11 protein-coding genes are annotated in these 15,711 nt (G+C 36.8%); 7 read left to right on the top strand and 4 right to left on the bottom strand.

Translation table 11 applies throughout. The features are described 5' to 3' along the window. Positions 1-37: 37 nt before the first annotated feature. From tssC (CWS31_RS10125) to tssA, 4 genes are all read right to left on the bottom strand, one after another. Positions 38-1,552 (bottom strand): type VI secretion system contractile sheath large subunit, encoded by a 1,515-nt coding sequence (gene tssC, locus CWS31_RS10125; protein WP_101344963.1) that lies wholly within the window; start codon positions 1,550-1,552, stop codon positions 38-40. 290 nt (positions 1,553-1,842) lie between these two features. Next, the gene (gene tssC, locus CWS31_RS10120; protein WP_101344962.1) at positions 1,843-3,336 is read right to left on the bottom strand and encodes a type VI secretion system contractile sheath large subunit; all 1,494 of its coding nucleotides are present in this window, start codon (positions 3,334-3,336) and stop codon (positions 1,843-1,845) included. Further along, positions 3,336-3,851 (bottom strand): type VI secretion system contractile sheath small subunit, encoded by a 516-nt coding sequence (gene tssB, locus CWS31_RS10115; protein WP_101344961.1) that lies wholly within the window; start codon positions 3,849-3,851, stop codon positions 3,336-3,338. The genes tssC (CWS31_RS10120) and tssB overlap by 1 nt, the downstream gene beginning before the upstream one ends. 71 nt (positions 3,852-3,922) lie before the next feature. Continuing rightward, positions 3,923-5,041, bottom strand: coding sequence for a type VI secretion system protein TssA (gene tssA / locus CWS31_RS10110; protein WP_101344960.1), 1,119 nt, complete (start codon positions 5,039-5,041; stop codon positions 3,923-3,925). Between the two features lie 742 nt (positions 5,042-5,783). Between tssA and tagH the strand changes: the two genes are divergently transcribed. The 7 genes from tagH to CWS31_RS10075 all read left to right on the top strand — a co-directional run bounded on the left by tagH (position 5,784) and on the right by CWS31_RS10075 (position 15,631). After that, complete coding sequence (gene tagH / locus CWS31_RS10105) at positions 5,784-7,508, top strand: type VI secretion system-associated FHA domain protein TagH (RefSeq protein WP_101344959.1); 1,725 nt, start codon at positions 5,784-5,786, stop codon at positions 7,506-7,508. A 109-nt stretch (positions 7,509-7,617) separates the two neighbouring features. Next, on the top strand, positions 7,618-8,136 hold the full coding sequence (tssJ, locus tag CWS31_RS10100) for a type VI secretion system lipoprotein TssJ (RefSeq protein WP_101344958.1): 519 nt from the start codon (positions 7,618-7,620) through the stop codon (positions 8,134-8,136). A 52-nt stretch (positions 8,137-8,188) separates the two neighbouring features. Further along, positions 8,189-9,523, top strand: coding sequence for a type VI secretion system baseplate subunit TssK (gene tssK / locus CWS31_RS10095; protein ID WP_101344957.1), 1,335 nt, complete (start codon positions 8,189-8,191; stop codon positions 9,521-9,523). A 24-nt stretch (positions 9,524-9,547) separates the two neighbouring features. Further along, positions 9,548-10,489, top strand: a complete 942-nt coding sequence (gene icmH / locus CWS31_RS10090) for a type IVB secretion system protein IcmH/DotU (RefSeq protein ID WP_211355821.1) — start codon at positions 9,548-9,550, stop codon at positions 10,487-10,489. A 44-nt stretch (positions 10,490-10,533) separates the two neighbouring features. Further along, positions 10,534-14,094 carry a type VI secretion system membrane subunit TssM gene (gene tssM / locus CWS31_RS10085; protein WP_101344956.1) on the top strand — a complete coding sequence of 1,187 codons (3,561 nt, stop codon included), beginning with the start codon at positions 10,534-10,536 and terminating at the stop codon, positions 14,092-14,094. Next, positions 14,094-14,813 (top strand): type VI secretion system-associated protein TagF, encoded by a 720-nt coding sequence (gene tagF / locus CWS31_RS10080; protein ID WP_170252849.1) that lies wholly within the window; start codon positions 14,094-14,096, stop codon positions 14,811-14,813. Before tssM ends, tagF begins: the two co-directional genes overlap by 1 nt. A gap of 59 nt (positions 14,814-14,872) precedes the next feature. Further along, complete coding sequence (locus CWS31_RS10075) at positions 14,873-15,631, top strand: PP2C family protein-serine/threonine phosphatase (protein ID WP_101344954.1); 759 nt, start codon at positions 14,873-14,875, stop codon at positions 15,629-15,631. Positions 15,632-15,711: the final 80 nt, after the last annotated feature.

Raw genomic sequence — 15,711 nt, 5'->3', positions numbered from 1 at the left:
GTTAATTCCTAAGACCATTTTACTCTCAACATCATAACTACTTTCTAAAAGACGCTAATTCAGTCACTAGTTCTAACTCTGAAACCATTTGGTCGAGTTGATAATGAGGCTGAATATGGATAACACATAAAAAGTGACCAGGTTTATTTGGGTGTTCTTTAACGCGTACATATCCCTCTTTGAGGGGGTATTTTGCTTGTTCTTCCCAGTCAAGATCTTCACTGCCAGTAGTATATTGCATTAACCATTGTCTAATGTGATCTTCACATTTTTCTGCGCTAATAAATGAGCCAATTTTGTCGCGAACCATTAATTTAATAAAGTGCGATATTCTAGCGCCACAGAGTATATGCTGTAACATTGATGATATTTGAGCATTAGTATTAGCATCTAATGTATTGTACTTTTTAGGCTTATGGATTGACTGATTATTATAAAAGGTGGTGTAAGGCGATAAATAACCTTGGCATAAGGGAATAAAACCTAACTCACTAATGTTTTTTTCTATTGCGTCAGTAATAATGACATCAGTTGTTGGTTTTATTGCCATTTCATTACTGTCGGTGTCGTGGCTATCTACTGCTAATTCTTTGAAAATACCACCAGACAATTGGTTACGTGGTGCACCACGAATATGCCCAAACCAGCCTATATCAGCAAACTCTCTAATTAAAATACAACCAAAAGCATAACAAGCATTACCCCACAAATTATTCTCAGCATTTTGAGCATTTAACTCATTAAAATTAATGCCTTTATAGCTGCCTATTTTAGTTTGATAAGGACGGCGCATTAAAATCTTAGGTAAAGTTAAACCAATAAAGCGAGTATCTGGAGATGCTCTTAAGGTATTCCATTTAATATATTCTGGTTGGCTAAACACTTTATCAAAATCGATAGGTAATCCGAGTCCTGAAAAATCATCCATACCAAATAAATCACTTGAGGCCGAAGTAATGAAAGGAGAGAAAGCAGCGGCAGCTATTTGTGCAATACCTGCGAGTGTAGAAATATCATCAGTAGGATGAGTTTTACTAACCCGATGACTCATTTCATAATCACCAATAATGGCACCATAAGGCTCTCCGCCAGGCGTGCCATACTCATCACTGTATATTTTTTTGAAAAGCTGACTTTGATCAAATTCCATAGCTTTACTGATGTCTTTAACTACTTCAGTCCAGCGTATATCAAGCACTTTAATTTTGATGCTACGGTAACCTTCAGCTTGCTTTACAAGCAACCATAACCCACGCCATGAGGCTTCTAGTTTTTGCAGTTTAGGATGATGAATAATATGATTTACTTGTTCATTAATTTGTTGATCAAGATCTGCTATTAGCATCAGTAACGCATTGCGTACTTTACTCGTACAACTATATTTATGCTTATCAACGAAGGTTTCAATGCAATATTGTAATGCTTTACTGTCATCTTTCTCATTGATTAGTTGGGTCAAATTCGTGATGTAAGACGGCTGCTCTAATATTATATCAAAGGGAACTGAGCCAATTGGTTCAGGGTCTATAGCGGTAGAATTTTCATTGCTCATGAGTATAGGAAGTAGGCCACGTTAAGATTTGTTAGATAAAGCAGTAAACGTGCAACGTTCTGTATTAATCGATGGAGTAGTTAGCAATAACAAGGAAGTAATTAATTGAAGAAAAGAGTGTAAAACACTTGGTATTAATGAAAACACTATATCTCGCTCATCGTTAATTGATGAAGAATATGTTTTCGACGTCCCAGCCTGCTTCATATTTAATCCTTTAATTAAATTATGGCTATAACAAGCAATACCTTATGACATTAAATCACAAGGTATTGCATTGTATAAGTCAATTAGCTAGCTTTTGGTATTTTAGCAACTAGTCTAAGTGAGGCGCTCAATTCTTCCATTTGTAACCATGGGCATAAATGCGCAATGGCACTGTAAGAACCGGGTTGACCAGGTACTTCTTTAACTTCAACTTTTGCTTCGCGTAATGGATATTGTGCTTTCATTTCAGCACTTGCATCAGAGCTGTTATTCACATAACTGTTGATCCATTTGTTTAGCCATTCTTCTGCTTCAGATGCTTCAACGAAAGAACCAATTTTATCGCGGCCCATAACTTTTAAGAAATGTGCAATACGCGCTGTTGCCATAATATATGGTAAACGAGCAGAAATTTCATAGTTAGCAGAGATATCTGGATCGTCAAACTTTTTAGGTTTTTGCGTTGTTTGTGCGCCAAAGAATACTGCATAATCAGTATTTTTATAGTGACAAAGTGGTAAGAAACCTAATTTACTTAATTCTGCTTCACGACGGTCAGTAATGCCAATTTCAGTAGGACATTGTTGATCAATATCGCCATCATCACTGACAAAAGTATGACTTGGTAAACCTTCAACTTTACCACCACCTTCAGCACCGCGAATACTGGTACACCAACCATACTCAGCAAATGAACGAGCTAATGTTGCGCCCATTGCGTATGCCGCATTCATCCAACAGTAGCTGTCGTGTGCACCTTGCAGCTGGTTGCCGTTTTCATCAAGTGTACCTTCTTCAAAATTAAAGGCTTCAATTGGTTTTGTGGCTTGACCGTAAGGTAAACGTGCTAATACGCGTGGCATGGTTAATGTAACAAAACGAGAATCGTCACTGTCACGGAAACTACGCCATTTAATGTATTCTGCAGAATCGAAGATTTTTTCTAAATCACGCGGTTTAGATAACTCAGCAAATGATTCAAAACCAAACATTTCAGGGGCTGTTGCTGCAATAAATGGACAGAAACCTGCTGCGGCAATGTTAGAAATATTTGATAATAAATCAACATCATTTGGATGTGATGAGAATTCGTAATCACCAATTAGTGCAGCATAAGGTTCGCCACCGGCAGTACCAAACTCACTTTCGTAAATCTTTTTAAAGGTTTGACTTTGATCAAACTCAACTGCTTTTTCAAGATCTTTATAGATTTCTTTTTTGCTAATGTTTAGCACACGGATTTTTAATTGTGAGCTTGTTTCAGAGTTCATCACTGTGTGATGAAGACCACGCCATGAGCCTTCAAGTTTATTAAACTTTTGGTCTTGCATGATAACTGAAAGCTGTTTAGATAAAGCGGCGTCAATTGCATCAATTGCTGAATTGATAGTAACGGTTAAGCTTTTATCCCAAGAAACAGTACCATTCATCGCTTCTTCGGTAAGTGTTCTTAATAACGCTTCGGTTTCATCTTTAGGGGTTTGTTTGGTTGCTGAGATGGCTTGTTCTAAAAAGCTAAGCTCTACCGCTTCCGCTGCACTTGCTTCCGCTTGATTTAATGTTTCTTCTGCAGACATTATTTATCTCCCTCATTTTTATTAACACCAAGCTCGCCCGATAAAGTAGAAAGCGCTTCAGTGTTATTTAGGATATTTTCTAAAAGATCTTCTAACTCTTCAGAGCGATCTGCTTTACTTAATAAATCACGTAATTTATCACGTGTTTCAAGTAATTTTTTAAGCGGTTCAACTTGCTCTACAATTTTATGCGGTTCGAAGTCTTCCATATGATTAAAATCAAGGTTAACTTCCATCTGAGTACCATTATTTGCTAAAGTATTTTCTACTTGTAAGTTTAGCTTAGGTGCTGTTTTTGCCATGATGTCATTGAAGTTATCACGATCAATTTGAGAAAATTTTCTGTCTTTTAATGCTTTTTTATCTTTTGTGTTATCACCAGAGTAATCACCCATAACACCCATAACAAAAGGTAATTCCTTTTTAGCTACAGTGCCATTTGTTTCCACATCATAAGTAATGTGTACACGAGGTTTCCTTACTCTTTTTAGTTTGCTATGAATACTTTCAGCCATGGTTTTCTCCGTATAAAAAATTGATTTAGTTTATTAACGATTATTTATCAACTTATATTAAGCGATAATGATCAGTCTTCAACACTTACTCCGGTAAGAGAGCTATATGTTTCTCTTGAAGATGAATCTGGAATGAGTTCTTTCATCAGTTCTTCAAGTGGCATATTTCCCCATCGTACCGTTTTAGTTAACATAAACGATATAGGTGAATGAGGTTCTGTTTTCTTAAAATAATCTGCGATAATATTTAACTGTTTAAAAGCATCTTCGCGTGAATTGAGTGCGGTATTAACCGTATATGATTGTGGTGAGGCGGAATTTATTGCTTGCTCAGTAGCTTGCTCATTATCAGCTTCAGTATCGTTCTCTTCAACAACGATAGGTAACTTAGCTTTAGCAATATGATTTATCGCGCCTTTAGCACTTTCTAGTAATTCGATTATTTTACTGGTTGGTGGCGCTTCATAACTTCCACAAAATTCAGTTAATAAGGCATCAACGGCTTTGTACTCGCTGATACAAACTTCAATATCACTGTACAGTTCAGCAAAATATTCATTTGAAGATTGATTAACGGCTTTTTCAATGTGCTCCATAGAAAAGCCATTTCTTTCAATTTGGTCGGCTTGTTTTTGTTCATCAGACATACGGCTTACATCAACCGCTTGTTGATATTGCCATAAACTATAGGGTTCGCAAGAAGCATCTTCAGTAATAAGTGAGTTACGGATAGGACTTAATAAAACGCCATCAGCGCCTTCTCCATTTAGCCCTGCAATTGGAGCTACACGAGTTTCTATGCCGTCTTCATCTTCTACAGGATATAAACCTTGTTCCCAGTAGGTTTCAATTAATTGTCTAATTAGAGTAAAGCCATCTTTAAGGCCACTAAAGCCTGCTTTTCTCACTAAAGCTTCGGTAAGCCAACAAGCTATTTCTAAATCTTTAGCTTGAGTCGCAATAACGTTAGGGGCTAATGCAAATATTTTACCCCATTGCTCTTGTGCTTCGGTGTTATCACCGTCAAACATATTATTACGTTCAGCATCACGTGCTGCGCGGCGAGCATCTTTTATTTTGGAATAATCTGATGAATGAGAGGTATCTTCGCGTAGATCATTACCTACGTTCAATCCTCCTTCAATAGGAGCAAGTAAAGCTGAAATATCGATTAATGCAGGTGATGACATTGAAACTATGAACTCCGTATTTTATTAATTTTAGTCCGTCAGGCAGAGAAGATTATTATGTAATGGCTTTATTTGCAAGAGTCTCGCTAAATAATTATTAACAGTCTGCTTACATCGCTAGGTAAGCGAGGTTTAGGGCTTTCGATAAAAAGTTTAAATTCAAATATATTTACTGCTGTTAAGTAAAGCGGCTCAAGTAAAATTAAACGTAATTCTTAAACTTAATTAAAGGGGGCAAACGTGAAACTAAAGCTTATAGAATTGAGTAAGTAATCATGGGGTCGAAATTCTTAACGCTAGCATATTAATTTTGATAGCTTTTACATTTAATCATCTGTAACATGAGTAGTCGATTTTTATGTTGTTTCTGAATAAGTTTAGGAAAATAATACGGCTACATAAAACTATAAAATCAAGTTAACCTATAGCGCTAAAAGGTAATAGACTCATTTTTGGAGCGTTATAATTTATTATGCTCAATGTGTTTTTAACCGTTAAAATATTAGCTGTTTGGTATTTATAGCTTAAGTAAAAGCTAACAAGTTTAACATTTATATAACGTTAGATTTGCTTGATTATTATGCTTAGCCGTACAGAAATAAAATATAAAATAAGCAGTAGTGACTGTTATCGCTTTGTTAATTAGTAGATATTTAATTATAGATTGATAGTGACTGACATAAATAAGAACATGATGTTCTTGGATTAATGATGATGAGGTTCCTTATCAAGGAATGATCTTATGCCAATTGAAATAACCATTATTAACTCACCCAGCAATGCTAATGTAGGTCAAACTAGCCATACATTTCCTGCTGAGGGTGGTACGCTAGGACGCGGAAACAACAACTTTTGGGTCTTAGATGATCCTAATAAATACATGTCATCGGTTCATGCCAAAATTACTTCTGTGGCAAATCAATATTATATAACTGATTTAAGTACTAACGGTACTTTCATTAATGGCGCTTCAGAGCCTTTAGGTAATGGAAACCAAATTGTTATAAATGATGGTGATCAATTTACAATTAGCGATTATGAGTTTATAGCTAATATTGCCAATGCTATGTCTGGAACAGGACAGTTCTCAACACCTAATGGTGCAAATGTAGGCTCAGATCCCTTTGCTGATTTTGATGATCTACATTCACCAGCTTTTGAACAAGATGACTTTATGTCCTCTAACGCTTCAGGCAATGACCCTTTTGCTTCTGGCGTTAAACAAAATAGCTCAGCTGATTCTTCTATTTCAAGCTATGATGCAGAGCAAATAGACCCACTTGAATTACTAGATAACGCAAAAGCGACGAACGATCCTTTTGCTCAACCAGTGAAGGGGCTTGAAAGCTTCTCTCAAGACTCATTATCTAAAGACAGTATCTCTCAGCGAAACAATATCCCTGATAGCTTTACAGCAAGTACCAGTACGTCAATTGAAAGTAATAGTGCAGCTACAGATTCAATTAGTTGGCCTTCTGTAAATCACGATACAAGTTTAATCCCTGATGATTGGGATGATGATGATTTAATGTCAGACTTTATGCCTCCAGTTGCTCCGCCTATGCCGGTTAATCCTGCGCCTATGGCAAAATCTGCTGTTCAGAATTATGACGTAGCAGGTCAACAAACAACTAATCAATCAGTTGAAGCACCAATATCAATAGCTAATCAGGCAGCGTCGTCAGCGGTAGAACAAAAAGTAAAACAACGTACTGAAGCTGAATATGTGCAACTAGAGTTACAAAATCAACAGTTAAAACTTGAAGTTGAACAATTAAAACTGCAATTATCTCAAGCTGAAATAGCTACAAACCGCCAGGCCGCTACTCAACAGCCAACCAGCAATACCACGAGCAAAGAAACACAAAGTGTTGTTAACGCTATGGGTCTAGAAAAGTGGAATTTAAGTGATGCCAAAGTGGCACAAATAAATAATACCGTCGGATTATTAATGCGTGAAACCATGCAAGGTATGATGCGAGTATTGAAGTTTAGAAAGAAAATCAAAGAAGAATTTAGAATTAATGTCACGACAATACAATCTATTGAAAATAACCCTTTAAAATTCTCAGCGAATATTGATGACGCTATGGAAAATATGTTTATTAAAGAGAATAACGCTTACAAGCAACCTATTGATGCAGTTAAAGAGGGGTTTCAAGGCATTGCAGAGCACCAAGTTGCTGTAATTGCAGGTATGCAAGCTGCGTTTAGAGGAATGATCGACCGATTTGACCCTAATAATTTAGAAAATCGCTTCGAAAAATATAAAACATCAAGTTTGTTAAGTATTGGTCAAAAAGGTAAACGTTGGTCTGCATATAAAGAATATCATCAAGGCTTAACGGAAAATATTGACGACTCTTTTCAACATTTATTTGGTTATGATTTTGTTCAGGCTTATGAAGAACAAATGCAGCATTTAATTAGTGCTAGGCTTTCAGTTACGGATGACGAAAAAAAATGAACCACTTAGCTAATTTGAATATTGAGCTAGGATAATTTTATTCAACATAAATATTCAATAAAAGCTTAAAATTTATAAAGATAGTTATTAAATTAAAAATGGGATAAAGATGATTCAACAACAGCTTACACAAAAAATAAAACATAAATTTTCGGTATTATTCTCAGTGGCGGCATTAATGCTCTTACTTTCATCATGTAGCTCAATGAATAGTAAAGTTGGTGGTTTACTCGATCTTGATACCGATTTAAAAGTAAATTTTTCAGTGAGTAAACAACTAAACCCTGATGATAATCAAGTATCATCACCTTTGATTGTTCGTATGTACGAGCTGAAATCGACCAAAGCTTTTGAAAATGCTAACTTTATTGATTTATATGAAAGAGATACAGAGGTTTTAGGTAAAACCATGATCAGCCAGCTGAGATTAAAACCAATTCAGCCAGGCGAAGACAGAGCGTCTACATTTGTTTTAAGCAAAGGAACGAAATTTGTTGGATTATATGCAGAATTTTTAGCCTATGAAGATGCTAAATATAAAGTCATTATACCGGTTGCAGAAACCAATGTTGTTAGCTCTACTGCAAAAGTGTACTTGTCTAATAATCAAATGGTTATTTTAAAATAACGTTTATGTCTAAACCCCTTAAATGGAATAATAATAAAAGTAGCAGGAATTTATGTCACTAGATAGTAAAGTAGTTTGGTCAGAAGGAATGTTTTTAAATCCTCACCATTTCCAACAGCAAGAGCGTTACCTAGAACGATATATTCAAGGTAAATGTTCAGCCATGGGGGCATATGCATGGGGAATAAGTCTAGTTGAGCTAGATAAAGATCTTCTAAAGCTAGGGAAAATTTCCTTGAGTAGAGCCTCTGGAATTTTCCCCGATGGTAGCCCTTTTAGTTTTCCTGATCATAATGACCGACCTGACGTGTTTGAAGTACCTGAAAACACTACGAATCAGCTTGTTTACTTAGCGATTCCTGTTAAACGCCCTGGTGCGCTTGAAATATTATCTAATGATGACTCGCAAGGGCTAGCACGTTATTATTCTGCTAAACAAGCCATTAGAGATGTCTCGTTCGAAGGTGGGGAATCGTTAGATATAGCGGTAGGTAAACCACGATTACGTTTATTACTTGCCTCAGATGATTTAAGTGGTTATGCCACCATTCCATTATTTAAAATTGTTGAAACCAGAGAAGATCGTAATATTTTACTGGATGATAATTATATTCCTACAGTGCTTGATTGCTCAGCAACCGCAAAATTATCAGGTTTTTTAACCGAGCTTGTTGGTTTACTTCATCACCGTGGTGAGTCTATTGCAGGTCGCTTAGCGGATACTCAACGTGGCGGAACTGCTGAAATTGCAGATTATATGATGCTGCAAATGATCAACAGACTTGAACCACTAGCAACACATTTATCAAAACTGCAAACACTACATCCATTAGAACTCTATGCAGAATTAGTGCAAATGGTCGGCGAGTTTTCAACATTTGTTACGGAAACCAAAAGGCCACCAAATTTTGCAGCCTACCTACACGGTAATCTACAACAAACTTTTACGCCAGTTATGGCCTCACTTAGACAATGTTTAAGCATGGTTTATGAACAAACTGCTGTATCAATGCCATTAGTTGAAAAGAAATTTGGTATTCGCGTTGCGCAAATTACTGATAGAAGTTTACTTAGCTCGGGAGTGTTTGTTTTAGCGGTTCGCGCACAAATGCCAGAAAATACACTACGTAATCAATTTCCAGCTACCGTTAAAGTCGGACCTGTTGAACGTATTCGTCAATTAGTAAATGCCGCTATGCCAGGTATTCCTCTAAAAGCCTTACCTGTTGCACCAAGACAAATTCCATATCATGCTGGTTATTGCTACTTTGAATTAGAAAGAAACAATGATTTTTGGAAAGAGCTTAGTCACTCTGGTGGATTTGCTTTTCATATTGGCGCTGATTTTCCTGAATTAGAGCTTGAACTTTGGTCAATCCGCCAATAATTTAATGACTTTAAAGGAATAACTATGTCAGCTGATAACCAAGATAAAACGGTATTTAGACAACCGATTAACCGCGGTGATGGTACGGTTGTTCGTCCAATGCCAGGTGGCCGCGCTCCAAGTAACCAAGTAGCTAATAACCAGGCAGCTAGTCCACCACCAATGGCTCCGCCATATCAACCTCAGCAAGCTCAACCTATGAGCATGCCCAGACATAATATACCTGAAGATTTTTCAACAACTTATGGTCTTAACCCTTTGGTTAATGCTGCTTCTACTTTATTGGCAGTGTTTTCAAAAACGCGAGAGTCCCTTAGTCATCCCAATGTTGGTGGTTTACATCAACAACTTGATCGTGAAATTAAAGAATTTGATATCAAAGCACGTAATGCGGGAGTTAAAGAAGATACCGTTATGGTTGCCCGCTACCTACTTTGTACCATTTTAGATGAAGCGGTGTTAAATACTCCATGGGGCGCAGAAAGCGCTTGGAATCAACGAACATTACTCGGTATCTTTCATAAAGAAACTGCTGGTGGTGAAAAGTTTTTTGCCATTTTAGATCGATTACGTAATAACCCTTCTGAAAACATCGATGTACTTGAACTTATCTATATTTGTTTAAGCTTAGGTTACGAGGGCAAATACCGCGTTGTGGCACGTGGAAGAGATCAGTTAGAGCAGTTACGAGATGATCTGTTTTATATTATTCGCAGCTATCGAGGCGAATACGAACGTTCGTTATCTCCATGTTGGCAAGGATTGGCTAATTCAAGAAATACCCTTTTAAACTATGTACCTATGTGGGTTGTTGCCAGTGTTGTCGTAGGGCTAATGGCCTTAACTTATTCCGGCTTTAGATATTGGTTAGATCAATCTTCAGCATCAACAAGCCAACAGCTAATTGAAATAAAAAATGAAAATAGCCCTATAGCTAAGGACATACCAAAATCTAACGTGCAATAACGTTAGGCTTGGTATAGCAGTCGTTTAAAACACCTGAGTATTCAATGAAAAATATCATAGCTTTTTTTAAAAATAGAATTGTCATCTCCGTTTTTGGTTTAGTCATAGTCGCCTTACTTATTTGGTTTATTGGCCCAGCTATAAAATTTGGTGAAGAGAATAGTGCGCCATTATTGTCAGAAAGCGCACGCTTGATAACTATATTAGTGATCTCACTTTTATGGGGTATTAACAATCTTAGAATTCAGCATCAAGAAAAGCAGAGTAATAACAATCTTGTTAATGATTTACAAAGTTCTCAAGAAGCATCGGCGGGCGATATTATTGCCGATCAAACATCAGATGAAATGACACAAATGAGCGAGCGTTTTACGCAAGCGCTTGCGACTCTTAAAAAACTTAACTTTAATGGCCGTGGTGCTAAAGCCGCGTTATATGAATTACCTTGGTATATTATTATTGGTCCTCCTGGATCTGGTAAAACAACAGCATTAGTCAATTCAAGTTTAGACTTCCCTTTGGCAGAGCAATTTGGTAAAGGTGCATTACAAGGGGTTGGTGGTACTCGAAATTGTGATTGGTGGTTTACTAACGACGCCGTGTTAATTGATACAGCAGGTAGATATACCACACAAGACAGTCATAAGGTTGTTGACAGCTCTGCGTGGGAAGGTTTTTTAAACTTACTTAAAAAACATCGTCGCAGACGACCTATTAATGGTGCAATTGTAGCCATTAGCTTACAAGAGTTATTAACACAAACCGAAGAAGAAAGAGCTAAACACGCCAAAATTATTCGTACCCGTATTGATGAGTTAATGGAAAAACTCGAAGTGCGTTTTCCCGTATATCTAATGTTTACTAAATGCGATCTAGTATCAGGTTTTACTGAGTTTTTTGAAGACTTAGGTAAAGAGGAGCGTGAACAAGTACTAGGTATTTCATTACCTGATTCTCCAGAGCCATCATTAGCACCTGACTTTGCTAAGCTCAGCCAAGAATATCGAAATATAATTAAAGGCTTATATCAACGAGTATTATTTAGAGTACACAATGAACGTGATATTAAGCGTCGTAGTGCTATTCAAGGCTTTCCACAGCAAATGGAAAACTTACAAGAGCTAGTAGATGGTTTTGTTCAACAAACATTTGTACAAAATAGGTATAAATTACAGCCATACCTACGCGGTGTATATTTTACTAGTGGAACACAAGACGGTACACCTATTGACCGATTAATGGCCTCGGTGTCCTCTAACTTTGGTTTTGCTAATACGGGCGGAAACTCTGCTTTACAACAAGGTAAAAGTTATTTCTTAGGAAAGTTATTTAAGGAAGTTATTTTTACTGAATCTGAACTGGTTGGCTCTAATCGTTTTTATGAAAAACTCATCAAATGGGGGCAACGTATTGCCTATACTACGATGGCAGGTATATCTGTTGCTTTAGTCGTACTTTGGGCTGGCGCTTTTACTCAACATGAAACTTACATGAATGAGGTTAAAGGTTATACGGCAGAATACCAAGAAAATGCTAAGAGCCAAAGTCGTTGGTCTTCAGATCTTCGCAATACTCTACCGACGCTAAATGCCTTAGCAAAAGCCAGTATTGTTTATGATCAAGAAAAAAGCCCTTGGTTAAGTAATTTAGGTATGTACGACAGTGGCGTCGATGAAGCTGCTAATGCTGCTTACCAAAGTCATTTAATCCATGTTTTTTATCCTAAGTTAATTCAGTACTTAGAGATAAATTTAAAGAATAATTCAACTAATGAACAGCTTTATAGCGCTTTTAGAAGCTACATTATGTTCAACAAACTTGAATATATGGATAAAGCATTAGTTAAAGAGTGGTTTTTAACACAATGGCAAAATGAGTACTCACAACAAACAGATAACAAACTCGCCCTTGAAGCGCATTTAAATGCATTACTTGCCTTGCCAATTGAACCTGCAAAAGTTAATAAATCATTAGTTGCGGCTACGCGTAATCGTTTATTACGCATGCCTATTTCGCAGCGTATTTATCAGCGTATACGTAGTAAAGCAGAGTATACTCAACCTATAAATATACTTGCCGAAATGGGCGGAGCAGTACAAGACAGTTACCAAATAACGCCAGCGATAGAAGCTAACTTAACTATTCCGATGCTCTTTACTAAAACGAGTTTCGATGCAATTGACTTCTCTGCTGATTCAGATCTTATTGTAAACATTGCTAATGAACGCTGGTTATTACATGATGAAGGAACACAAGATATTGCTTTTGTGAGTGATGATCTTGATGACATCAGTAATAAAGTAAAAGATCTTTACTTGGCTGATTACAATAAATATTGGCAACAAATATACGACGCGTTAAATATCAAACCCGTTCAAAATATACAACAAGCAAGTAACTTATTAGCGAGTTTTTCAGATCCTATTTATTCGCCTATTGTTGCAATACTGAACGTTACTTCAGCAAATACTCAATTATCAAGCCAAACAGCAGCTAATTTATCTGATGATAATGAAACCGGTATTACTGGTGAGCTAGCAAGCTTTGCCGCATCTAAAGCCAATTGGACAAGTGTAGATAAACGCTATAGAAGCTTGAATGTATTATTGCGCGAAAGCCAAAAGCAACCTGCAGCTATTAACACAGCATTACTTAAAATATCGCAGATGCAAGAACTGATAAATGGTATTAGTTTATCACCAGATCCTAGTCGAAAAGCCTTTCAGTTAGTTAAAGCTCGATATCAAAATGGCGCCGATAATGCTATTACCGCTTTGCATTCTTATGCTAAAAACATGCCTAAACCAGTTAAACGTTGGTTAACTAGTTTAGGTGATGAAACATGGAGAGTAATACTAAAATCAGCGCATCAGCACATTAATAATGAATGGCGAAATACTGTTTATCAGCCGTACATGGATAGTATTGAAGGGCGTTACCCTGTAGCTAAAAACTCAAGTAATGACATAGCCTTATTTGATTTTGTCGCTTTCTTTAAACCTAATGGCACTGTTGATACCTTTTATCAAGAAAACGTAAAGCCGTTTATCACCACACGTGGTGGTTGGCAGAACAAAACGGTTGATAAATATAACCTTGGCTTATCTAAAGCAACATTGTCACAAATAGAGCGAGCTTTAGAAATTAAAAGCGTGTTGTTTAGAGATAGTGCTGAAACACCAAGCTTAGGCTTTAGTTTAAAGCCTGACGCTATGCCTAAAAATAACGTGAGATTTATGCTTGAAGTAGGCAGTACCAGAATAGCTTATAGTCATGGTCCTAAATTTTGGAAGTCATTAAAGTGGTCGGCTGATAGCGAGCAAAGTCGTGTTCGTATTGTTTTTGAAGACTTAAATGAACAACAACACAGTGAAACATTTGAAGGACCTTGGGCTTGGTTTAGGCTTTTAGCACAATCTAAATTAACTAAAACGAATGAATCGAGTACCTATTTAGTTACTTATGCGATTGCTAATAATACAGATGATGAAAAACAGTCTTTTGACGCGCAATACAAAATTACTTATAAAATTAAAGCCAATAGCATTAACAATCCTTTTGAAAAACAATTGTTAAGCTTATTTAAATGCCCAGAGAGGATCTAATGAAGGTTGAAATCCCTTTAGGTTTATATGGTAAATTACCAAGTTATGGTGACTTTATTCACCGTAACTTACCAACAAAGTTTCTTACTACTTGGGATGAATGGTTACAACTTTTTGTTGCTAGTTCAAAAGAACAAATAGGCGAACATTGGCTAGATATTTATTTAACCAGTCCAATTTGGCGTTTTGTTTTATCTTCAGGTGTTATTGACGAAAATAACTGGGCCGGCATTGTATTGCCAAGTGTTGATCAAGTTGGACGTTATTACCCGTTTACTCTTGTTGTACCATTACCTAATAATGTTAATCCACTAGAGTTTATGTCGACAAATAGTCGCTGGTTTGCTCATCTTGAAGAGCTTGCATTACAGGCACTAGATGGTCAATTTACCCTTGAAGAATTACTGGAACAAGCAAACCATCAAGACTTAATGGTACCTATGGCTTACAAAAAAACTGGCCAACAATTAACAACATCTAGTCAGCATATAGACTTGTCATTTGCCGAAGAATTGCCGATGACTGTTTACGCACATTTACTTGATAGTGTACTTACTTCTAGCTTAAACAGTTACAGTGTTTGGTCTACTAGTGGCTCTGAGAATATCTCACCTTGCCTTTTTAATGTGCAAGGTTTACCACCTGCCAGTCAGTTACCCGCGATGATGGATGGTAACTGGGCGCATTGGGGTTGGCCAAAAACTTATATAGCTAATTAGTGTTATTCGCAATGAATAAAATCTTAATTCAGCGACATTAAAACAAGAAAGAATTAATTATGAATGACATAACAGTAAGGCGTCCCTTAACTTGGGTTAGCGAAGGCGCAACAGATGTTGGTACTGTAAGACCTTTAAATGAAGACTCATTTCTTTGCCAGCCAGAAATATGCTTATGGACAGTTGCTGATGGTATGGGCGGACATGATGGCGGTAGTGTTGCAAGTCAAATGATCGTTGAAAACTTGAGTCGCTTACAGTCAAAAGCTAATTTAGATAATTTTGTAACTGACATTGAAAACACAGTTACCGATGCGAATAATCGATTATTAGAATATTCAAAAGTTGAGCTCAACGGTCGAATTATTGGTAGCACATTTGTGTCGCTATTAATTAAAGGTAATATTGGGGTTTGTTTATGGGCTGGTGATTCAAGGCTTTATCGATTCAGACAAAATAAACTAAGCCAGATAAGTAGAGATCATAGCCATGTTGCTGAGTTAGTTAGCGAAGGTTTAATCTCTGAAGAGGAAGCAAAAAATCATCCCGAAGCCAATGTGATCACTCGCGCTGTAGGTACCTCTGAGCGACTTGATATAGATGTTGACGTGTTTGACGTTAGAGTAGGGGATTTGTTTTTACTTTGCAGTGATGGTTTATATAACGCAGTAACAGACGATGAAATAATGCAGTGTCTGCGTGAAAGTGCTTTAGATAGCTCAGTAAATCAATTAATACAAACAGCATTAAATAATAAAGCCTCTGATAATGTGTCGGTAGTTTTAGTCAAAGGCATTCATCAAAATGTCAGTGTATAAGCGTAATGGAGTACTTACCCAGTCATAAAATTTAGTGAGTCGCTATAAGAGTGAGTCGATAGATAATGATGCGGTAACTG

This window comes from Colwellia echini, from assembly GCF_002843355.2.
GTDB lineage: Bacteria > Pseudomonadota > Gammaproteobacteria > Enterobacterales > Alteromonadaceae > Colwellia > Colwellia echini.
This window is presented reverse-complemented; position numbering and strand designations above follow the sequence as displayed.